This window comes from Paraburkholderia sp. GAS38 (genome assembly GCF_050434965.1).
Classification (GTDB): domain Bacteria; phylum Pseudomonadota; class Gammaproteobacteria; order Burkholderiales; family Burkholderiaceae; genus Paraburkholderia; species Paraburkholderia phenazinium_A.
Map to the genome: position 1 here is coordinate 137,977 of NZ_JBNDJO010000008.1, position 21,454 is coordinate 159,430.

Genomic DNA, 21,454 nt, shown 5'->3' on the forward strand with positions numbered 1-21,454 from the left:
TCAATGCGTCCAGACCTTGATTTAGAACGGCCCGCGCGAGCCGCGCCGCGACTCGTCCCGGGCAAGCTGCTGCGCGCTGCCCAACAAGAGGCCCGCGAACGCCCAGAAACCCAGCATGGTGGTCTGCCACATGAAATCGTCCGTGGTATTTTTCGCGATCATACCGGCAACCAGCGCAACGCCTGCGGCGCACAGCCACGGATCGTCCCGCCGCACCCGCCAGAACGCAATCACCAGACACAGCAGCAGCACCGTTTCCAGCACCGCGCCGACGAGGCCGGTCTGCAGCCAGGTGTTCAGAAACAGATTGTGCGCGTGGGTCAGCGCCTGCGGCTCGATCGTCAACAGGCTTTGCGGCATCTCCTGCTGATACACCATGCCGGGCAACGGCTTGCCGAAGCCGACGCCAATCCACGCATGCCGCTTCGCTTCGGCCGTATAGAACGCCCACAACTTGGGCCGCGTGTCGGACGACACCGTGTCGCCGATACTGGAAAACGCCTGCGGCACGGGTAACTGGTGACCGTCGATCGCCATGTCGTGCGACGCCGTCGCGGGCGCGGCGGCGCCGAGCCGCATGCGCGCACTGTATTCGAGCGTGCCGACGCCCGCCGCGCCGACCACGGCAAACGCCAGCAAGGCGAGCAGCACGTGCCGTCGATACCACGGAAACAGCGCCACCAGCAGCACCGCGGCGGCGGCCGGCCAGAAAAACCGGTTGAGCGTGGCGAGGCCGATGAACAGGCACAGCACCAGACCGCTCAGGCCGAACGCGCGCCAGCCGCGACGCAACAGCGCGCCGGCAAATAACGCCATGGCAAACACCGCCATGGTGCTGGTGTGGCCGACCCGGTTATAGAAATGCATCGGAAAGGTGTTCGGGGTGGGCGGCTGCAGATGCCCCCAGTAGAGCGCGCTGATCACGGCGAGCAGCACGCATGCCACCCAGCTCACCAGCACGATGGGGGCGAGCCGCTGCGTGCGTGTACCGAACAGCCAGAAGCCCCAGAACGACACGAGCGGATACAGCACCTCATCGCACCAAGCATGCATGCTCACCGCCGGATAGGCGGACCATGCCACGGCGGCGAGACTCCAGAGCGCCCAGCAGGCGATCGGCACGACGAGCGGCCAGTGCAGGAACGATGGGCGCTGCGGCGAAAACAGCCCGCCCAGCGTGCCGAGCGCGAGCAGCGCCAGCGCCATGTACACGACGGCCGTCATGTGACCGAACATCACCGCGAACAGGATGACCGGACACGCAATCCACAGGACGCGCTCGACGCGCGCGAACGTGTTCGTCATTACACTTCCACCAGAACGTTTTGCAATGCGTTGTACACCGACTCGACCGAGATGCGCCCCATGCAGTCGGCATGGTCGCCCTGCCAGGCCACGCAGGTCTTCCAGTTGCGGTCACAACGCCGAACCCAGGCGACTTCGCGCCGGAAAATAAACGGTTGATCGCGGCATGGCATCTGCGCGATCGTCACCGGTGCGAACGGCACTTCACTCCAATAGCGGCCCGCGCCATGAATCTGCGCGTTGCCGGGGCCGAACAGCGCGACCGTCGGCACGCCGACCAGGCGTCCCAGATGCGCGACGCCCGTATCCGGGCAGATCACGGCCTTCGCGCCGGCAAACAGATGCCACAACTCGCCGAGCCCGACCCGCCCCGCCATATTCGGATGATGGGGATCCGGGTCGATGGTGCGGATCAGTTCGACCTCGCCCGGGCCACCGCTCCACACGGGAATATAGCCGAGTGCCTCGACCCGCTGCGCAAGTTCGCGCCAGCGCGCGTCCGGCCAGCGCTTGACTTCGGTGCTCGCGCCGGGATGCAGGACGACGTAAGGCTGCGTCAGCAGATCGGCGTCGGGCAACACCGCATGCGCGGGGGCCGGCCAGTCGGCGGGCCGGTAAGCACGGGGCGGCGGCCCCTCCACCAGGTCGGCGGCCAGATCCGCCCAGGCGGCCGGCGTCTCGGGATACGGCACGCTCTGGTTGACCGGCCAGTTTTTCCACGCTGGCACATCGCCGGCATGCGCCACGATCCAGCGGCAGCCCGCGCCGAGCGCAAGCCAGCTATGCCGGTTGTCGCCGAGCACAAAGCCGAGATCGTACGGTCCGGCATCCAGTACGCCCTTGACGGAGGCGAGGTCGCGCGGGTCGAACGGCAACGCGTTCACGCCGAAGGGCCGCCCCGCGTACAGCGGCACAATCGCCTTCGGACAGGCCAGATCGATCTGCGCCTGTGGATACTGCGCGCGCAGTTTGGCCAGCAAGGGCGTCAACAGCAAGGTGTCGCCGAGCAGCAGATGGTGGGCAAGCAGAATGCGCCGCACCGACGACGGCCGGCGGCGCAAGGGCTTTAAAACGAGGCGCGGAATGGCACGCGCAAAGATGCGAATACGCCCGGAAAGTCGGCTCATTGGGTCATCGGCACGTTGGTCGCGTCCGCGATCTGGCTATGCGCCGGTACCCAGCTTGAGGTCGCGTTCCCCATGCAGAATCTCCAGCGGTCTTCTTGTCGATGACTTTCACCCTCAGTGCGGCGCGAGGCCGCGCACGGCAACGCTGACGCAATGGCTGTGGGCACCCTGCACCCGCCGCCTGACTGCGCCGGCACTGAAAGCGAAGTGAAAAATGGATGGGGCGGCCCGTGGTCGCGCCACGCGCTTTATATTCAAAAATTATAGCATGGGGGCCTGGCTGGAAAGCAGGACGGACGGGGCTGTGCGGGCTTCCACCGAGGGCAGGCAAGCGGTTCCGGCGCCGCTGCTGCATCGGTCAATTCCCGCCGCGGATGCGCCTCGCCAACGCCAGCAAGGCGTCGACATGGCCGGCCACGCTGGCGTCGTACAGCACGGCGCCGCGCGCCACCTCGGCCTGGTCCGGCGGCGCGGCGGCGAGCCGCTGCTGCACGGCGCGCTCGAGCGTGGCGCGCAGGTCCGCCTCGTCGTCCGGTGCGAAGACGAACTTCGCGTGCGGCGCGAGCGCATCGCAGCAACCGATGCTCGACGGAAAGATCACCGGCGTGCCGCACATCACCGATTCGACGCCGACCAGCCCGAACGGCTCGTACTTCGACGCGAGCAGGGTGAAATCGGCGGCACGGTAGCCGTCCTCGATCTCTTTCACGTAGCCGATGTAGCGCACCCGCTCCGAGGTGCGCGCGGGCGGCCGTCCGGCCACTGCGAGCACCACCGGCAGGTCGGTGCCGCGCAACGCGGCTTCGATCAGCGGCAAGCCCTTGCGCTCATGGCTGCTGGAGGGAAACAGCAGGACGATTTCGTGATCCGCGAAGCCGAACTTGCGCCGCAGCTCGGCGCGCCGGGCGGCATCCGCGGGCGTGAAGCGCGCGCCGTCGACGGGCGGATACAGCACGCGGATCTTCGCTTCTTCAACACCGTAGAGTTCGCGCAGCTCGTCGCGCATCAACTGCGAGTGCGCGACGATCACGCTCGACTGCTCGTACTGGCGGCGCTCGAGCTCGATCTGCCAGCGGTCCGAACGCTTTGCCGCCCGCCCGGTGGCGCGCAGAAAACCGAGGTGGGTGCCACCGCAAATGGCGATCTCGGACGAGTCGACGCGGTTGCAGCCGATCAGCACATCGACCTTGGCGGCGCGGCGCGCGCGGCGCAGCCGCCAGGAAAACCAGAGGTCGCGCAGCTTGCCCGGCAGGAACGACACGTTGATGCGATGCGCCTCGACCATCCCGCTCTCCGGCACCGACGGGTCGAAGCGGCGCGCAAAGAAGGCCAGCTCGATGCCGGCGGCGGCGAAACCGCGCACCAGGTCCATCGCATAGCGCTCGAGGCCGCCACTATGTTTCAGCGCATTACTGGAGAGTCCGATTTTCATTATTCAGACCGGCACGCACGCGGCGTCGGGTCAAACGTCAAGGGAAAGGCGGCCGGGCATGACAGCCCGCTGGCCGCGGCAGGCCTGCGCCCGCGGCACGGCACGGCACGGCACGGCACGGCACGGCACGGCACGGCACGGCACGGCACGGCACGGCACGGATTAAAGCACACCTTGAATGCGTTTGACTTTCAACCCGGCTTCTCTGCCTTACGCCGCGTTTTGCTGGAACTGGATGCGGTGCAGATGCGCATACAGACCGTCTTGCTCCAGCAATTCGCGATGACTGCCGCGCTCGACGATATGTCCGGCCTCCAGCACCAGGATCCGGTCCGCGCGTTCGATGGTCGACAGCCGGTGCGCGATGACGAGCGTGGTGCGCCCCTTCATCAGCGTTTCCAGTGCCGCCTGCACATGGCGCTCCGATTCCGAATCGAGCGCCGAGGTGGCTTCGTCGAGAATCAGGATCGGCGCATTCTTGTAGATGGCGCGCGCGATCGCGAGACGCTGACGTTGACCGCCCGAGAGCATCAGGCCGTTGTCGCCGACCAGCGTCTCCATCCCTTTCGGCATGGACGCCACGGTGTCCCACAGGTTCGCGGCCTGCAATGCCGCCTTCACCTTGTCCGCATCCGGCGGCTGGCCGTAGGCGACGTTGTGCGCGATCGTGTCGTTGAACAGCACCACGTCCTGGCTCACCATTGCAATCTGGCTGCGCAGCGCGTGAACGTCGTACTCCGGCAGCGCGACGCCGTCGACCAGGATCTCGCCGCCGGTCGGATCGAAGAAGCGCGGCAGCAGGTTGACGAGCGTGGTCTTGCCGCTGCCCGACGGCCCGGCCAGCGCGACCATCTCGCCCGGCGCGACCTTGAACGACACGCGGTCCAGCGTTTGCCGGTCGTGCGTGCTGGTGGCGCCGTAGTTGAACGAGACGTCGCGGAACTCGATATGGCCGGCAGCCTGTTCGAGCGGCTTGCCGCCGCCCTGCGGCTCCGACGGCTCGTCGATCAGGCCGAAGATCAGCTCGGCCGCGGTCATGCCGCGTTGCAACGGCTGGTTGACGTCCATCAGGTGCTTGAGCGGCGAGACGATCAGCAGCATCGACGTAATGAACGACACAAAGCTGCCGACCGTCGTGCCGCCGTGCGCCGACTGCACGACCGCGATCGTGACCACGACCGCGACCGCGAGCGACGCCAGAAACTGGGTGAGCGGCTGGGCCAGTCCACCGGAAGTCGTCATGCGCAGCGAGTAACCGCGCAGACGGCGGCTCATCTCGGCGAAGCGCTCAATCTCATACGACTCGCCGTTATGCACCTTGACCACCTTGTAGCCGCCCACCGTCTCCTCGACGATGTACGACAGCTCATTGGTGAGCAACTGGTTTTCGCGGTTGAGGCGGCGCAGCTTGCGGTTGATCTTGCCGATCAGCCAGCCGATGGCCGGCAGCATCACCGCGACGATCATCGTCAGCTTCCAGTCCAGGTAGAACAGGTAGCCGAGCAGGAACAGGACCGTCAGCGAATCCCGCACCAGCGTGACCATGACGCCCAACAGCACGTTGAGAATCTGGTTGACCTCGAAGACGATGGCGTTGATGACGGTGCTGGCCGTCTCACGCTGGAAGAAGCTGACGCTGGTATGGACCATGCGGTCGAACATCTCCAGACGCAAGCGCAACAGGATCGTGTTCGAGACGTACGCGATCAGGTAACCGGACGCGTATTGAGAAACCCCGCGGACCACCGCGAGCCCGATCACACCGACCGGCACCATCCACGTCAGGCCACGCGCGGCGTGCGCGCCGAAGCCCTTATCCAGCAGCGGCTTGAGGAGCACGGGGATGAGCGCGTCGGTGCCGGCGCTGACGCCCATGGCGGCAATCGCACCAATCAGGGTCCACAGGATCGGCTTGATGTACGGCCAAAGCCGGCGTAACAAGGCGAACGGAGAAGAGGCGTCGCCTGATGAACCGATGACTTTGCTTAACGTGGGCTTCGCGCTCAAGGAATCCTCTAGAAAGGCGAACGTTACGCCCACCCGGTAGGTGGACGCACAAAATACCGCATTGTAAACGCTTGGGCGGTTGCGGCGCGCCGGCCGTTGTACGGGGATGACACCCGCCTGACGGGGGGCTTTCAGCGTGGCCGCGGCGCGTTGTTGTTTGGATGGGCACGGCCCTGTGGACACGGTTACGGCCACGGCCAGCCGCGTTGGCGCAACCTCGTGCTGTATATCGCTGTGTATACTTGCGCGACGCGTTTTACCCACCCTGCACCCTCTCCGCTCTTCAGGCATGAAAGAACCCACCCTCGGCGTCGCCATCATCACCAAAAACGCGGCGCCGCGCCTGGCCGAGTGCCTCTGCGCGGTGGCCTTCGCCGACGCAATCGTCGTGGTCGACGGCGCCAGCACCGACGGCACCGTCGAGATTGCAGAGGCTCACGGCGCGCGGGTGCTGCAGCAGCCCGACTGGCCCGGCTTCGGGCCGCAGAAAAACCGCGCGCTCGACGCGCTCGACACCGACTGGATCCTCTCGATCGATGCCGACGAAATCGTCTCGCCGGAACTGGCGGCGGCGATCCGCGCCGCGCTTGCCGCGCCCGGCGCCGATGTCTACGCGGTGGATCGCCTGTCGAGTTTCTGCGGACACTGGATCCGCCACAGCGGCTGGTATCCGGACTGGATTCCGCGACTGTTCAAGCGCGGCGCCGCCCGTTTCTCCGACGACCTCGTGCACGAGCGGCTGGTGTTCGATACCCCGGCGCAGCGCCTGACGGGCAAGCTGATGCACTACTCGTACGAAGACTTCGAAACCGTGCTGCGCAAGCTCGACGCATACTCGAGCGCGGGTGCGCAGCAGCGTCATGCGGCTGGCAAAGGCGGAAGTTTCGGTAAGGCGCTCGCGCGCGGAGCGTGGGCGTTCGTCCGCACTTACGTGCTGCGGCGCGGCTTTCTCGATGGCCGCGCCGGCTTCATGATCGCGGTGTTCAATGCGGAGACGGTGTATTACCGGTTTCTGAAGCTCGGGCTGTTGGGGGCGCGCAAGCGGTGAGCGGTGAGTAGTAAGCGCTGGCCCATACCATGTGCGGCGAACCGTAAGCGCTTATTCTCGCGCCGGGCGCCGCTAACGAACCCGCGCGGAGATGCGCGGGCCGTTGCCTGCCGTCAGTAGACGATTTCGATTGAGCTACCGGCGAACTCGCCGCGCAGCGCCGCGAGCAGTTCGTCAGTGGGCTTCACGCGCCACGCGTCGCCAAGGCGCACTTCGCCTTCCGCGTTTTCGCTGCGATAAACGATCTGCACCGCCAGCCCGCTTGGGATCTGTACAGCCTGGCGCTGACGGCCGCCGTCGCCGCCACCAAAGCCACCGCTGCGGCCACCACCACCGCCGCGCGACGACACTGCAGGCGCCTGCGCGGCTTGCGGTTCATCCGCACCGGCGCTATGCGCCTCCAGCACGCGACGCAGCGCAAGCGCGTCGGCGTTGCCGTTCATCTGCACCTTCACGGCTTCCGCATAACGGCACCGTGCGCGGCCGAGATCCATCACCGTGTCGACCGTGAAACGGATGCCGCCCGTGAACGCGTCGTTACGCGCCTGGCCCTGCACCACCAGCAACTCGTCTTCCTTGAAGAGTGCCTTGTGGGCTTCGAACGTCTCGTTGAAAACCGTCACTTCGCATTGGCCGGTGCCGTCGTCGAGCAGCGCGATCAGCATCTTGCCGCGCTGGGTCATCTGCGTGCGCAGCGAGGCAATCACGCCCGCGACCAGCTTGTCGCGGCCTTCCTTCAACTCGCCGATCTTCTGGCGCGCGAAGCGGCGCACTTCGTCCTTATAGGCGTCGAACAGATGGCCCGACAGATAGAACCCAAGCGCGCCCTTCTCTTCCTGCAGCTTTTTCTTTTCGGGCCATTCGGCCTCGTCGACCAGTTCGTGACCTTGCGACGGCGCGTCGCCCATGTCGAACAGGCCCGCTTGCATGGCGTTGGCGCTCGCCTGGTCGGCGGCCTCCATGGCAAGCGACACCGACGCGATCAACTGAGCGCGATTCGCATGCAGCGCGTCGAACGCGCCCGCGCGGATCAATGCTTCGACCGTGCGACGGTTGACCACGCGGCGGTCGATCCGGTTGCAGAAGTCGAACAGGTCGATAAACGGCCCCTCTTCGCGCGCCCGCAGGATTTCTTCGATCGCGTTCTGGCCACTGCCCTTGATGGCGCCCAGACCGTAGCGGATCGTCTTCGAGCGCTTGCCGTCCGCCTCTGCCACCGGTTCGAAGCGATACGCGGACAGATTGACGTCCGGCGGCAACACGGCCATCTTGTTCGTGATGCAGTCTTCGAACAGGATCTTGACCTTGTCGGTGTCGTCCATGGCAAGCGACATATTCGCTGCCATGAATTCGGCCGGATGGTGCGCCTTCAGCCATGCCGTGTGATACGCAAGCAGGGCGTACGCAGCCGCGTGCGACTTGTTGAAGCCGTAGCCCGCGAACTTCTCCATCAAGTCGAAGATTTCGTCGGCCTTCTCGCCGGTCAGGCCGTTCTTCGCCGCACCTTCGCGGAACAACGCGCGGTGCTCGGCCATCTCTTCGGCCTTCTTCTTACCCATCGCGCGACGCAGCAAGTCGGCGCCGCCAAGCGAGTAGCCGCCGATGATCTGCGCCATCTGCATCACCTGCTCCTGATAGACCATGATGCCGTAGGTCTCTTTCAGGATGGGCTCCACGCGCGGATCGGGATACTCGACCACCTCGCGGCCGTGCTTACGCGCACAGAAGCTCGGGATCAGGTCCATCGGGCCCGGACGGTACAGCGCCACGAGCGCGATGATGTCCTCGAAGCGGTCCGGCTGCGCGTCTTTCAGCATGCCTTGCATGCCGCGGCTTTCCAGCTGGAACACGGCGACCGTGTTGGCCTTCTTGAGGATCGTGAACGACGCCGGGTCGTCGAGCGGCACTTGCGCGAGCGACCAGTCCTGCTTCGAAGGATCGAGACGGCGAATATAGCGCTCGGCCCAGTCGAGGATCGTCAGCGTGGTCAGACCCAAAAAGTCGAACTTCACGAGGCCGACCGCTTCGACGTCGTCTTTATCGTACTGGCTCACGACGCCGCTTTCGTCGCCCTGCGTGTAGAGCGGGCAGAAGTCGGTCAGCTTGCCGGGCGCGATCAGCACGCCGCCCGCGTGCATGCCGACGTTACGCGTCAAGCCCTCGACGCGCTGCGCCAGTTCGATCAGCTGATGCACTTCGTCTTCGTTGTCGAAGCGCTCCTGCAAGAGCGGCTCTTCCTTCATCGCGTCGGCGATAGTGACGTGCTTGCCGGGCTTGAACGGAATCAGCTTGGCGATACCGTCCGTAAACATATAGCCGAGATCGAGCACGCGGCCGATGTCGCGCACGGCCGCCTTCGCCGCCATCGTGCCGAAGGTGGCGATCTGCGACACCGCGTCCGCGCCGTACTTTTCCTTCACGTACTGGATGACGCGATCACGCCCATGCTGGCAGAAGTCGATGTCGAAGTCGGGCATCGACACCCGTTCCGGATTCAGGAAACGCTCGAACAGCAGGTTGTAGCGCAGCGGATCGAGGTCGGTCACGCCGAGCGCGTACGCGACCAGCGAGCCGGCGCCCGAGCCCCGGCCCGGCCCCACCGGCACGCCGTTGTTCTTGGCCCAGTTGATGAAGTCCGCCACGATCAGGAAGTAGCCAGGGAAGCCCATCTTGATGATCGTGCCGCACTCGAATTCGAGGCGCTTGTAGTACGTCTCGCGCTGCGCCTCGCGCTCCGCCTCGTTCGGGTACAACTGCTCGAGGCGCTTTTCCAGCCCTTCCTTCGACAGATGCACCAGGTAGTCGTCAAGCGACATGCCGTCCGGCGTGGGGAACAGCGGCAGCTTCGGCTTGCCGAGTTCGAGCGTCAGGTTACAGCGGCGCGCGATTTCAACCGTATTGGCGAGCGCAGACGGAATGTCCGCGAACAGCGCGGTCATTTCCTCTTGCGAACGGAAATACTGCTCGGTCGTGAAACGCTTCTGGCGACGCGGATTCGCGAGCATGTCGCCTTCCGAAATACACACGCGCGCTTCGTGCGCGGTGAAGTCGTCGGGCGTCATGAACTGCAACGGATGGGTGGCCACCACCGGCAGTTTCAGCGACGCCGCCAGCGTCACCGCCTGCTGCACGTACGCCTCACCACCCGGCTGGCCGCAGCGTTGCAGCTCGATATAGAAACCGTTGGGGAAAACCTTCGCCCAGTGTTGCGCGTTGCGTTTGGCCGCTTCTTCATTACCGGCGGCGAGCGCCATGCCGATGTCGCCTTGCTGCGCGCCGGAGAGCGCCAGCAGGCCCTCGCCCAGGCCGGTTTCAAGCCAGCCGGCTTCAACCTCTGCGCGGCCACGGTATTGATTCGTGAGCCACGCCTTGGTCAGCAATTCGCACAGGTTCAGGTAGCCGCGTTTGTCCTTGACCAGCAGCAGCAGGCGCGAGGGCTTGTCGCGATCATCCGGATTGGTGATCCAGACGTCGCAACCGGCAATGGGTTTGACCCCTTTGCCGCGGGCTTCCTTGTAGAAACGGACGAGGCCGAATGCGTTGCCGAGGTCGGTGAGGGCGAGCGCCCCCTGACCGTCTTTGGCGGCGGCCGCGACGATGTCGTCAAGGCGCACGATGCCATCGGCAATCGAGAATTCGGAGTGAACGCGGAGATGAACGAAGCGGGGATCTGACATGGGCGTTATTGTAACTCCACCCTTCCGAAGATTTGAGCCCAAAGCGCCGCGTTAGCCATCCGGCCAGGGGGCAAGCGCCCGGCCCCTGCCCTGCGCGGCACCGACCGTTGACCTGCCCCGCGAGCCGCTGGCGCAGTGACGATTGCCCGGCAGGAAGCGCGGGCGGCGCCGGACAATTCCCTGACGTCTTGCGCTGCCGCAACCGGATAGCCATTCGGCCGACTCGGGCAATCCGGCCGCTTGAGGGATAATACGGGTTTCGCCCTGTTTGCCGTGGCCGCGCCACGCGCGCGGCCACCCTGTGCCGCTTGCGCTGTCTGCTGCGCCGCCGGGCCACTTTACTGCTGGACCATCATGAGCATCGTCAATCTCGCCGCCTACCAATTTGCCACCCTCGAAGCCACTGCCGAGTGGCGCCCGCTCGTCACCGAGCGGTGCAATGCGCTCGGCCTGCGGGGCACGATCCTGCTTGCGCCGGAAGGCATCAACCTGTTCGTTGCGGGCACGCCGGAAGCTGCGCATGGGTTTATGGACTATATCCGCCACGATCCGCTGTTCGAGGGCAAGTTTGCGAACCTGCAGTTCAAGGAGAGCCTGTCCGGGAAGCAGCCGTTCCGCCGCATGCTGGTGAAGCTGAAGCGCGAGATCATCACCATGAAGAAGCCGGCAATCCGGCCCGAACTGGGTCGCGCGCCGTCTGTGGATGCGCCTACGCTGAAGGCGTGGCTCGACCGCGGCCACGACGACGAAGGGCGCCCGGTGGTAATGCTGGACACGCGCAATGCGTTTGAAGTGGACGTGGGCACGTTCGACGACGCGCTCGACTACCGCATTGAGAAATTCAGCGAGTTTCCGGCGGTCATCGAGCAGAACCGTGCTGACCTGGAAGGCAAGACGGTGGTGTCGTTCTGCACGGGCGGGATTCGTTGCGAGAAGGCGGCGATCCACATGAAGGAAGTGGGCATCGAGAACGTGTACCAGCTCGAGGGCGGCATCCTGAAGTATTTCGAGGAAGTGGGTGGCGCGCATTATCACGGCGAGTGCTTCGTGTTCGACTACCGCACTGCGCTCGATCCCGAACTGAAGCCAACCGCAACGGCGCAATGCTTCGGCTGCCGCGCGGTGGTCAGCCCGGAGGCGCAGCAGTCACCGCTGTATGTACCCGGCAAGACATGCCCGGAGTGCCATCCGGAGCGAAACGCCGCGCGTGCGGCGTGAGGATTGCGGCGGCGTACGTGTGCGGGTAGTTGGCCTGGATAGAGAACCGGAACATGAGCTACCGCGGCCGATTTGCCCCCTCTCCGACTGGACCTCTGCATTTTGGTTCGCTGGTCAGCGCCTTGGCGAGCTGGCTGGATGCGCGCGCGCATGACGGCGCGTGGCTGGTGCGGATCGAGGACATCGACGGCCCACGGACGGTGCCTGGCGCGGCGGAGGACATCCTGGCGACGCTGGACCTGTTTGGCCTGCGCGCGGACGAGCCGCCGATCTGGCAAAGCGAGCGTACCGCGCGCTACCAGCAGGCACTGGACCAACTGCGGACCGCGGGTCTTGTGTATCCATGCGGCTGTACGCGTAGAGAGATCAGCGATTCGTTGCTGAACGCGCACTCACGCAATACCACCCTCGCTTACCCGGGCACATGCCGCAACGGCCTGCGCGGCAAATCTGCGCGTGCGTGGCGGTTGCGCGTGCCGGACGGGGATGACGGTAAGAACGACGACGGAAAGACCGCTGCGTTGAACATATCCGGGAACAACGGCGACGAGGCCACGGGAAAAGTCGCACCGGTGGCTAACCGAGGTACTGCGGGAATAGCTGCAGAGATAGCCGCCGAGGGGGCACCGGGAACTCCTGAGCGGGGTTTTGCGACGATCACGTTCGACGACCGCTGGCAGGGATTACAGACGCAGAACCTGGCAACTGAAGTTGGCGACTTCGTGTTACGGCGAGCGGATGACCAGTGGGCATATCAACTGGCGGTGGTGATAGACGATGCTGACGGGGGGATCACGCACATTGTGCGAGGCGCGGATTTGCTGGATTCGACGGCGCGCCAGATCTATCTGCAGCGATGCCTGGGTATACCGACGCCGGCGTACCTGCATGTTCCGGTGGTAACAAACCGCGACGGCGAGAAGTTAAGCAAGCAAACGGGCGCCACGGCACTCGACACAAGCCGCCCGCTGGACGCCCTGCACGCGGCGGCGCGGCACTTGAACCTGGATATGAATACGGGCGATCAGACGCACACTTCGCTGGAATCGTTCTACGCCGCCGCGACAAAGGCTTGGGCCCGACGCTTCAAATGAGGGGGCCACTGCGGCGGCGAGATATCGGGCACTCGACACTTAGAGAGTGAAGCAGCAACCCGTTGACGAAGAAGGGCAATGGGACGACAACTGTTGAGCGGGCGAGCGGCGAAACTGCGGCGCGAAGCGAGCACGGCGACACAACCGAGTAGAAGGAGTAGAAGGAGTAGAAGCAAAGACCGAGGGGTGGGAATGACCTAACGGCGGCGCGCAGCGCGCGCTGGAGCGGAAGACTGCTGTGTCACGGGGTAGGGCGGTGCGAGGGCGGATCTCGTCTCGGACCATTCCGGGCGGCCAAACAGAGGTGGACACCTACGAGCTAGCGGTGTGAGCCCGCTTTCTTTTGCCTACTTTTCTTTGCGGCGGCAAAGAAAAGTAGGTGCTGCCCCGCACAGGGGCGACGCCAATAGACCACGAAGAAAACAAGGAAAGGCCAAAAACAAGAAAAGGCCAAAACCAGAAGCCCACCAACCAAACGCCGCCGCAGGCAAAAGAAACCCCCACCTTACGACGAAGTACTCTTCCTGACAGGCATCCCAAACCCACCCAACAACGCAGCGAGCGGCTGCTTGGAAGCCACCTTGTTCACGGGAACATCGGCAACCTCATCGGCTTTGCGACTGGAGGGCGAAGGCTCATAAGGTTTGGAAAAGAAATCATCAACAGGAGCTTGCCGATGATGATGCGGCCGTTCGAACGAAGAACCGCCAGCACCGGAACCAGAGGAAGCACGACGCCGCCCACTCCCCCGTTCCTCGCGACCTTCGCGCCCTTCGCGCTCCCGCCGCGGACTACGCTCTTCATGATGATGCCGCACAGGCACATCAACAGTGAGACGTTGCACATCGAGCGGCCGCTTGATCAGCTTCTCGATATCGGCGAGTTGTTTGCGCTCATTCGGGCTACACAAAGAAAGCGCATCGCCGGAAGCCCCAGCCCGCCCGGTACGCCCAATCCGGTGCACATAATCTTCGGCATTGAACGGCAGATCGAAGTTAATCACAGCCGGCAGCTCAACGATATCGAGCCCACGCGCAGCAACATCCGTCGCCACCAGCGCCTCAATCTCACCGCGTTTGAAAGCGTCAAGCGCCTGCATACGCTCATTCTGCGTACGATCGCCGTGAATCGCGGTCGCCACCACACCGTCGCGCTCAAGACTGCGCGCCAAACGGCTCGCGCCGATCTTGCTGTTACAAAACACGATCACCTGCTTCAGACCGCGCTCGCGAATCAGTTGCACCACCGCGCCGGTCTTGTCGCCTTCGGCCACTTCATAAACCGTCTGCGTAACATTGGTCGCGGTCGAATTGCTGCGCGCCACTTCGATAGTCTGCGGATTGCGCAAATAGGTCGCAGCCAGCTTCTTGATTTCACCGGAGAAGGTCGCCGAAAACAGCAGCGTCTGACGTTCCTTCGGCAGCAGATTCAGAATGCGCTGCAGATCCGGCAGGAAGCCCATGTCGAGCATACGGTCGGCTTCGTCGAGCACCAGCATCTGCACCTGGCCCAGATTGGCCGTCTTTTGCTGCACGTGGTCAAGCAGACGCCCAGGCGTGGCGATCAGAATCTCGACGCCGCGGCGCAGCTGCTCCGACTGCGGATTCATATCCACACCGCCGAACACCACCGCGCTGCGCAGCGCCGTATGCTTGGCGTAAGCGTGCACGTTGGCGGCAACCTGGTCGGCCAATTCGCGGGTCGGCGTAAGAATCAGCGCGCGCACCGGGTGGCGCGCCGGCGAGGCGCTCGTGCTCGCGTGCTGCAGCAGGCGCTGGATGATCGGCAGCGAAAAGCTCGCGGTCTTGCCGGTCCCCGTCTGGGCCGCGCCCATGACGTCGCGTCCCGACAGCACAACAGGGATCGCCTGCGCCTGGATCGGCGTGGGCGTGGTGTAACCCTGCTCGACGATGGCTTTCAGGATGTCCGGCGCAAGGCCAAACTGGTCAAAAGTCTCGGTGCTGGGCGTGACGGCTGTGTCGGACATGGTGGCTTTCGCTAAAAATGCGCCTGCGCGGGGGGCGCGGCAGCGGCCGGGGCCGCGGAGGGCATCAGGATGAAGCGGAGCCACGGCGTGCCGCAAAGTCCCGATTTCGTCAGGGAAGGATGCAGCCGGCTCCGGCCGACGGAAACACCCGCCGGAAAGGCCGGTATTGTAGCACTTCAGCAAAAACACTCATGGCGCACACGCCCGCTTTCTGCTCACGCCCCGGACAAAGGGGCGCAAACCCGGCGGGAACGGCCACAGGCCCGCACAGACTAGGCCACGCAGACGACAGTCCCGTGACAGCGAAGCAGCCCAGCCGCCCGGCTCACCACGTCTCGCGCATCACCATCAGCCGCATCTCGGTCATGTCCTCGATGGCGTAGCGGATGCCCTCGCGCCCCAGCCCGGAGTCCTTCACCCCGCCATACGGCATATTGTCCACGCGGAACGACGGCACGTCGTTGATCACGACGCCGCCCACGTCCAACTGGTCCCACGCCTGATGCGCATGGGCGAGCGAATCCGTGAAGACGCCCGCCTGCAGGCCGAAGTCGCTGTCGTTGACGGTCGCGAGCGCCGCCGCGAAGTCGTCGAAGCGCTCCAGAATCGCCACCGGACCGAAGGCTTCCTTGCGATACAGGTCCGAATCGCGCTTCACGCCTTCGAGCAAGGTCGCCTCGAACATCGCGCCCTCCACCTTACCGCCGGCCACGATCTTCGCGCCGTCCAGCACCGCGCTCTCCATCCAGCCGGCCAGACGTTTCGACTCCGACTCGGAGATCATCGGCCCGACAAAGGTCTTCTCGTTCTTCGGATCGCCCATGATCAGCGACTTCGTCTTCGCAATCAGCTTCTCGCGCAACGCGTCGTAGAGGCTCGAGTGGACGAGAATGCGCTGCACGCCAATGCAGCTCTGCCCCGACTGATAGAACGCGCCGAACGCCAGCCGCTCGACCACATAGTCGAGCTTGCCGCCCTGATCGCCGTCCACAATCGCCGCCGCGTTACCGCCCAGTTCCAGAATCACCTTCTTCTTGCCGGCCTTTTTCTTCAGCTCCCAGCCCACCGCCGGCGAACCGGTGAAGGAGAGCAGCTTGAACCGCTCGTCGGTGGTGAACAGGTCCGCGCCGTCGCGGTGGGCCGGCAAGATTGAAAACGCGCCCTTGGGCAGGTCCGTTTCCGCGAGAATCTCGCCCATGATCAGCGCCCCGACCGGCGTGCGGCTCGCCGGCTTCAGCACGAACGGTACGCCCGCGGCCAGCGCCGGCGCCACCTTGTGCGCGGTCAGATTCAGCGGAAAATTGAACGGCGAAATGAACGAACACGGCCCGATCGGCACGCGCTTCACGTAGCCGTGATAGCCCTTCGCGCGCGGCGAAATCTCCAGATTGATGATCTCGCCGTCGATGCGCACCGCTTCCTCCGCGGCCACCTTGAACGTATCGATCAGCCGCGTGACTTCGCCGCGCGAATCGTTGATCGGCTTGCCGGCTTCGATGCACAGCGCCATCGCCAGTTCGTCGTAGCGTTCGCGAAAGCGCTTCACGCAGTGTTCGAGCACCGCCTGGCGCTTGAACGGCGGGAACGCGCGCAGTGCGGGCATCGCCTCGACGGCGTGGCCGATCGCCTTGTCGATCGCCGCGGCGTCCGCCATCGCGACACGGGTGGCCACCTCGCCGCTGAACTTGTCGGTGACTTCGAGATCGGTATTGGCCGCCACCGCCACATTCGCGAGGTAGTACGGGTAGGTCTTGTTCAACATGACACGTTCTCCTTGATGCGAGCTGTCTCGACCGGCGGCATGCAGCAAGCCGCATGCCCCGGCTGGATTCAGAGTTGCGCGCTCAGGCGCTTGATCTCGCGGTTCAGCACGCGCTCGTTGTCCGAGTAGTCGATCGGCAGGTCGATTACATGCACGCCCGGCGTGGCGAAGCATTCGCGCAACAGCGGCGCAAACTCCCCGGCCGCTGAAATGCGGTGACCCTTGGCCCCGTAGCTCTGCGCATAGGCCACGAAGTCGGGGTTCTGCAGCGTCATGCCGTAGTCGGGGAAGTTCATGTTCTCCTGCTTCCAGCGGATCATGCCGAAGGCGTCGTCGCGCAGGATCAGCACCACCAGATCGAGCTTCAGACGCACCGCCGTCTCGAGCTCCTGCGAGTTCATCATGAAGCCGCCGTCGCCGCACACCGCCATCACCTTGCGGTCCGGATGCACGATCTTGGTCGCGATCGCCGACGGCAAGCCCGCGCCCATCGACGCCAGCGCGTTGTCGAGCAGCAGCGAGTTCGGTTCGTGGGCCCGGTAGTAGCGCGCGAACCAGATCTTGTACATGCCGTTGTCCAGACACACGATGCCGTCCACCGGCGTGGTCTCGTAGACGTCGTTGACGATCCGCACCGGGTACATCGGGAAACGGTCGTCGAGCTGCCCTTTGACCAGATGCTCTTCGAAGTGCGCCTTGATCTCCTTGAAGCGCGAAAAATCCCAGTGCTCCTGACGCTCCTTGAGACTCTCCTTCATTTGCCACACCGCATTGGCGATGTCGCCCACTACTTCGATCTGTGGGAAATACACCGGGTCGACTTCCGCGCCGAGAAAATTCACGTGAATCACGGTCTTCTCGCCCGCGTCGCCGCTGCGCATGAAGAACGGCGGCTTCTCGATCACGTCGTGGCCCACATTGATGATGCAGTCCGCGTGATCGATGGCGCGATGCACGAAATCGCCGTCGGAGAGCGTGGCATTGCCGAGCCACAGGGGATGCGATTCGTCGATCACGCCCTTGCCCATCTGCGTGGTGAAGAACGGAATGCCGATCTGGTCGACGAATTCGCGCAGCATCCTGGTGGTGGTCTTGCGATTGCCGCCCGCGCCGATCATCAGCAGCGGATGCCTCGCGCTCGTGATGGCTTCGACCGCCCGCGCGACCGCCTTCTCTTCGGCAACCGGACGGCGGCTGAAGCTCTTCGGAATCGGCTTGCCGTCACCCTCTTCGTCGGCGACGTCTTCAGGCAATTCCAGATGCGCGGCGCCGGGGCGTTCTTCCTCCGCCTGCCGCACCGCTTCGCGCACCAGCGCAGGGATGTTGCCGATGGACACGATCTGCCGCGTGTACTTGGTGAGCGGCTCCATCATGCGAACCACGTCGACAATCTGGAAGTGCCCCTGCTTGCTGGTCTTGATCGGCTTCTGGCCGGTGACCATCAGCATCGGCATGGCGCCCAGCTGGGCGTACGCGGCGGCCGTGACGAGATTGGTGGCGCCCGGGCCGAGCGTCGAGAGGCACACGCCGATGCGGCCCGTCAGACGCCCATAGGTCGCCGCCATGAAACCGGCCGCCTGCTCGTGACGGGTGAGAATCAGCCTGATTTTGGAGCGGCGCAGCGACTCGAGGAGATCGAGATTTTCTTCCCCTGGAATGCCGAACACGTACTCGATACCTTCAGCTTCCAGCGACTTGACGAACAGATCCGATGCTTTCATTGAGAGTCTCGCTTGACGAACGAGCGCGGACGGCACGCCCACGCAGTGGGATCCGGGACGGATGATCGAAGACGATGACGGGCGCGGCCACGTAGTAAGGAGTGGACGCGTCGAACAGCTTACTACCTGGGAGAAAAAACTGCGCGCAAGCCGGCAGGGATGACGAGGGTGCGGCGATGCAGCATGGGGGGCATGGCCACGTGGCTGCCCACGCTACCGCACGATCGTGACGCAGTCGGACAGAACCGGCGGAGCGTTCTCGCCCGCCGTCGCATCGTAGAGGTCGGCGCGCGGACCCTTGGTCCACCAGGTGTAGCTGCCCGCCTGGTATTTCGCGCCGGACGCGGAGAGCGTATTGACGAACAGCATCGGCTGACCTTTGACGGGCACCAGCGCGAAGCTCTGGCCGTTCGCGGCGTTCCAGTAGGTCACCTGCAGGATCTTGCCGGTGGCGCAGGTGTATTTGTGGGTCTGCCGGTCTTTGGTCTGAATTTCAGCAAGGCGCAAGGGCGCAGCCCACGCGCTGCCTGTCGACGCCGCGACTGCCAGCACACTCGTTACCGCGACGAGCCATTTCCGCATCCGCTGCCTCGCTAGGTGGTTAGCTGCTCAAGGATCGATGACGTCCGCGCATGCGTCGGTAGGCGCGGCCGCTACGTGGCCGACTACCGGCACAATCTTCAGACCGGCCGACGCCACCCGGCACGGCGCCGCGGCGAGGCCGCAGCCGGCCAGTCCCGCGCACAGCGCGACCAGCACGCCCAGCGCACCGAGGCGCCCGGTCCGGCGAAGCCGCGCGATCTGGCGGGTGTCTGAGCTCATGGGTCCTTCTCCTGCCTTCGATACTTCAACGATCCGCATGCACGCGGGATGCGTGACGCGCGGATCGTACAAGGTGCGCGGATCACGCGGGTTGCGTGGACGACAACCCGATTGCGCCGCTCATTCCACGACTTATTTCGCCGACACCGGCCGCACCGCTGCCGCAGCCTGCTTCGCACGGACACGGGCTTCGTCGGTGTCCGCACCGGTGGCGAGCGCCACGCCCATGCGACGCTTGACGAAACTCTCCGGCTTGCCGAACAACCGCAGATCGGCATCCGGCACGGCCAGCGCCGCCGCCACGCCTTCGAACGCGATACCGGCTTCGTCCAGACCGCCGTAAATCACCGCCGACGCCCCCGGCGCACGCAGCGCCGTATCCACCGGCAGACCGAGAATGGCCCGCGCATGCAATTCGAACTCGGACAGACGTTGCGAGCACAGCGTGACGAGCCCTGTGTCGTGCGGACGCGGACTCACTTCCGAAAACCATACGTCATCTCCGCGCACGAAAAGTTCCACGCCGAACAGACCCCGGCCGCCGAGCGCCGCCGTCACCTTGTGCGCGACATCGCGCGAACGTTCGAGCGCGAGCGGGCTCATCGGCTGCGGCTGCCACGACTCGACGTAGTCGCCCGCCACCTGCACGTGGCCGATCGGATCGCAGAAATACGTGCTCGTCTCGCCGGTTGCCGGATCGATCGCGCGCACGGTCAATTGCGTGATTTCGTACTCGAAGTCGATAAAGCCTTCGACGATCACGCGGCCGTGATTGACGCGACCGCCGGCCATCGCGTATTGCCAGGCCGGTTCGACGTCGGCCTCGCTCTTCAGCACCGACTGCCCCTTACCCGACGACGACATCACCGGCTTGACGACGCACGGATAACCCACCTTCGCGATGCCCGCCTTCAGCTCCTCGAGCGAATCCGCGAACGCATACGGCGACGTGGGCAAGCCGAGCTCTTCGGCGGCGAGACGGCGGATGCCTTCGCGGTTCATCGTCAGTTGCGTGGCGCGCGCCGTGGGGATCACTTCGGCGAGACCGTCGGCTTCGATTGCGGCCAGCGCATCCGTGGCGATGGCTTCGATTTCCGGCACGATCAGATGCGGGCGTTCCTGCTCGACCAGCGCACGCAAGGCGGCGCGGTCGGTCATGTCGATCACATGGGCGCGATGCGCGACCTGATGACCCGGCGCGTTCGGATAACGGTCGACCGCGATCACTTCCACGCCGAGGCGCTGCAACGCGATGATCACTTCCTTGCCCAGCTCGCCCGCGCCGAGCAGCATGACGCGCGTCGCCGAGTTCGAAAGCGGGGTGCCGATCCGTTGGCCGATCTGCATGGAGTCTCCAGAAAAATGTCAGATGAGATGGAATGGGTAGATCAGCAATGTTAACATGCGCAACCTCTGCACCGGACGCTCGGCGCCGTGCCGTGCGCGAGAGCGCTCGCGTGCGGCAACCTGAGTGCGTTACCCTTACGCCTTCGCCAGTTTGAAGAGGACCGACGCCATGTTCCCAACGTCTTCAGCGCGACGTCTTGCGCGTCTCGTTGCAGCGCTGCTTGCACCCCGTGTCGCCACGGTTTTTGCACCGTTGTTTGCAGCCCGTGTCGCACCATCCACTGCACCGCGGTTCGCGCCGTCCGGCTCGCGGGGGCGTCTGCCGGGACGCGCCACGTTTGCCGCGCTGAGCGTGGCGGCGTTGCTGAGCGCCTGCGCCATGCCCACCCATCCGGATACCAAAGCGCCGCCGCCCGACCCGTTCAACCCGGCCGCGACGCAATTGCTCGACGATACGTCGTGGGACCTCACCGGCTGGAAGCAGGCGGACGGCACGATGCGCACCATTCCGGGCGCCGACAGCGGTGCGCCGATCACGCTCACGCTGTCGACGGCTACCGGCCAGCGCCATGCCAGCGGCTTTTCCGGATGCAACCGTTACATGGGCACTTACGCGCTGAAGGACGGCAAGCTGAGCTTCGGGACGCTGGGCAGCACGCGGATGGCCTGCTCCACACCGGGCGGCCAGATCGAAGGCGATTATCTCGACGCGCTCGGACACATCGACCACACCGGTGTGCAGATGCGGCCGCCGCAGGAGTTGCAGTTGATCCTCGACAATGGCGACAAGCTGGTTTTCGCGCGGCACGATGAAAAATGAGCGCGCGGGTGGCGCTTAGCCTGGGCGCTGCGGGGATCGACGACGTCCGCTCGGGCCGCGCCGCTTGCCGTGCTTTTTTTCAGGCGG

15 protein-coding genes are annotated in these 21,454 nt (G+C 64.8%); 4 read left to right on the plus strand and 11 right to left on the minus strand.

Annotated features, from left to right (window positions below; translation table 11 throughout):
* Positions 1 to 21: 21 nt before the first annotated feature.
* From P3T42_RS20155 to msbA, 4 genes are all read right to left on the minus strand, one after another.
* The gene (locus tag P3T42_RS20155; RefSeq protein WP_429307041.1) at positions 22 to 1,305 is read right to left on the minus strand and encodes an O-antigen ligase family protein; all 1,284 of its coding nucleotides are present in this window, start codon (positions 1,303 to 1,305) and stop codon (positions 22 to 24) included.
* The gene (locus P3T42_RS20160; protein ID WP_429307042.1) at positions 1,305 to 2,432 is read right to left on the minus strand and encodes a glycosyltransferase family 9 protein; all 1,128 of its coding nucleotides are present in this window, start codon (positions 2,430 to 2,432) and stop codon (positions 1,305 to 1,307) included. Before P3T42_RS20160 ends, P3T42_RS20155 begins: the two co-directional genes overlap by 1 nt.
* Positions 2,433 to 2,790: 358 nt before the next feature.
* Positions 2,791 to 3,864, minus strand: a complete 1,074-nt coding sequence (locus tag P3T42_RS20165) for a glycosyltransferase family 4 protein (RefSeq protein WP_429307043.1) — start codon at positions 3,862 to 3,864, stop codon at positions 2,791 to 2,793.
* A 210-nt stretch (positions 3,865 to 4,074) separates the two neighbouring features.
* A complete protein-coding gene (gene msbA, locus P3T42_RS20170; protein ID WP_074302727.1) occupies positions 4,075 to 5,871 on the minus strand; it encodes a lipid A export permease/ATP-binding protein MsbA in 1,797 nt (598 codons plus the stop codon).
* Positions 5,872 to 6,160: 289 nt separating this feature from the next.
* Between msbA and P3T42_RS20175 the strand changes: the two genes are divergently transcribed.
* Complete coding sequence (locus tag P3T42_RS20175) at positions 6,161 to 6,919, plus strand: glycosyltransferase family 2 protein (protein ID WP_429307044.1); 759 nt, start codon at positions 6,161 to 6,163, stop codon at positions 6,917 to 6,919.
* 113 nt (positions 6,920 to 7,032) lie between these two features.
* Here P3T42_RS20175 and dnaE read toward each other — a convergent pair whose 3' ends face one another.
* The gene (dnaE, locus tag P3T42_RS20180) at positions 7,033 to 10,605 is read right to left on the minus strand and encodes a DNA polymerase III subunit alpha (RefSeq protein WP_429307119.1); all 3,573 of its coding nucleotides are present in this window, start codon (positions 10,603 to 10,605) and stop codon (positions 7,033 to 7,035) included.
* Positions 10,606 to 10,950: 345 nt separating this feature from the next.
* Here dnaE and P3T42_RS20185 point away from each other — a divergent pair, with 345 nt between their 5' ends.
* On the plus strand, positions 10,951 to 11,814 hold the full coding sequence (locus tag P3T42_RS20185) for a sulfurtransferase (protein ID WP_074301960.1): 864 nt from the start codon (positions 10,951 to 10,953) through the stop codon (positions 11,812 to 11,814).
* 53 nt (positions 11,815 to 11,867) lie between these two features.
* Positions 11,868 to 12,908, plus strand: coding sequence for a tRNA glutamyl-Q(34) synthetase GluQRS (gene gluQRS / locus P3T42_RS20190; protein ID WP_429307045.1), 1,041 nt, complete (start codon positions 11,868 to 11,870; stop codon positions 12,906 to 12,908).
* A gap of 505 nt (positions 12,909 to 13,413) precedes the next feature.
* Here gluQRS and P3T42_RS20195 read toward each other — a convergent pair.
* The 6 genes from P3T42_RS20195 to purT form a co-directional block, all read right to left on the minus strand.
* Positions 13,414 to 14,895, minus strand: coding sequence for a DEAD/DEAH box helicase (locus P3T42_RS20195; protein WP_074301962.1), 1,482 nt, complete (start codon positions 14,893 to 14,895; stop codon positions 13,414 to 13,416).
* Positions 14,896 to 15,220: 325 nt separating this feature from the next.
* Positions 15,221 to 16,657 carry an aldehyde dehydrogenase family protein gene (locus P3T42_RS20200; RefSeq protein WP_074301963.1) on the minus strand — a complete coding sequence of 479 codons (1,437 nt, stop codon included), beginning with the start codon at positions 16,655 to 16,657 and terminating at the stop codon, positions 15,221 to 15,223.
* Between the two features lie 68 nt (positions 16,658 to 16,725).
* On the minus strand, positions 16,726 to 18,378 hold the full coding sequence (locus P3T42_RS20205; RefSeq protein WP_074301964.1) for an acetolactate synthase large subunit: 1,653 nt from the start codon (positions 18,376 to 18,378) through the stop codon (positions 16,726 to 16,728).
* A 213-nt stretch (positions 18,379 to 18,591) separates the two neighbouring features.
* The gene (locus tag P3T42_RS20210) at positions 18,592 to 18,960 is read right to left on the minus strand and encodes an MliC family protein (RefSeq protein ID WP_074301965.1); all 369 of its coding nucleotides are present in this window, start codon (positions 18,958 to 18,960) and stop codon (positions 18,592 to 18,594) included.
* 27 nt (positions 18,961 to 18,987) lie between these two features.
* A complete protein-coding gene (locus tag P3T42_RS20215; protein WP_074301966.1) occupies positions 18,988 to 19,200 on the minus strand; it encodes a DUF6726 family protein in 213 nt (70 codons plus the stop codon).
* Between the two features lie 132 nt (positions 19,201 to 19,332).
* Positions 19,333 to 20,547 carry a formate-dependent phosphoribosylglycinamide formyltransferase gene (gene purT, locus P3T42_RS20220; protein ID WP_429307046.1) on the minus strand — a complete coding sequence of 405 codons (1,215 nt, stop codon included), beginning with the start codon at positions 20,545 to 20,547 and terminating at the stop codon, positions 19,333 to 19,335.
* Between the two features lie 169 nt (positions 20,548 to 20,716).
* On the opposite strand from purT, the gene P3T42_RS20225 reads away from it, so the two are divergent.
* Complete coding sequence (locus tag P3T42_RS20225) at positions 20,717 to 21,367, plus strand: META domain-containing protein (RefSeq protein ID WP_429307047.1); 651 nt, start codon at positions 20,717 to 20,719, stop codon at positions 21,365 to 21,367.
* Positions 21,368 to 21,454 lie beyond the last annotated feature (87 nt).

Bases quoted from the DNA above. Each gene is read 5' to 3' on its own strand.
- P3T42_RS20215 (WP_074301966.1), bottom strand. From the start codon at position 19,200: ATGAGCTCAGACACCCGCCAGATCGCGCGGCTTCGCCGGACCGGGCGC.
- P3T42_RS20205 (WP_074301964.1), bottom strand. From the start codon at position 18,378: ATGAAAGCATCGGATCTGTTCGTCAAGTCGCTGGAAGCTGAAGGTATC.
- P3T42_RS20200 (WP_074301963.1), bottom strand. From the start codon at position 16,657: ATGTTGAACAAGACCTACCCGTACTACCTCGCGAATGTGGCGGTGGCG.
- P3T42_RS20185 (WP_074301960.1), top strand. From the start codon at position 10,951: ATGAGCATCGTCAATCTCGCCGCCTACCAATTTGCCACCCTCGAAGCC.
- P3T42_RS20155 (WP_429307041.1), bottom strand. From the start codon at position 1,305: ATGACGAACACGTTCGCGCGCGTCGAGCGCGTCCTGTGGATTGCGTGT.
- P3T42_RS20175 (WP_429307044.1), top strand. From the start codon at position 6,161: ATGAAAGAACCCACCCTCGGCGTCGCCATCATCACCAAAAACGCGGCG.
- P3T42_RS20165 (WP_429307043.1), bottom strand. From the start codon at position 3,864: ATGAAAATCGGACTCTCCAGTAATGCGCTGAAACATAGTGGCGGCCTC.
- P3T42_RS20225 (WP_429307047.1), top strand. From the start codon at position 20,717: ATGTTCCCAACGTCTTCAGCGCGACGTCTTGCGCGTCTCGTTGCAGCG.
- gluQRS (WP_429307045.1), top strand. From the start codon at position 11,868: ATGAGCTACCGCGGCCGATTTGCCCCCTCTCCGACTGGACCTCTGCAT.
- P3T42_RS20210 (WP_074301965.1), bottom strand. From the start codon at position 18,960: ATGCGGAAATGGCTCGTCGCGGTAACGAGTGTGCTGGCAGTCGCGGCG.
- purT (WP_429307046.1), bottom strand. From the start codon at position 20,547: ATGCAGATCGGCCAACGGATCGGCACCCCGCTTTCGAACTCGGCGACG.
- P3T42_RS20195 (WP_074301962.1), bottom strand. From the start codon at position 14,895: ATGTCCGACACAGCCGTCACGCCCAGCACCGAGACTTTTGACCAGTTT.
- P3T42_RS20160 (WP_429307042.1), bottom strand. From the start codon at position 2,432: ATGAGCCGACTTTCCGGGCGTATTCGCATCTTTGCGCGTGCCATTCCG.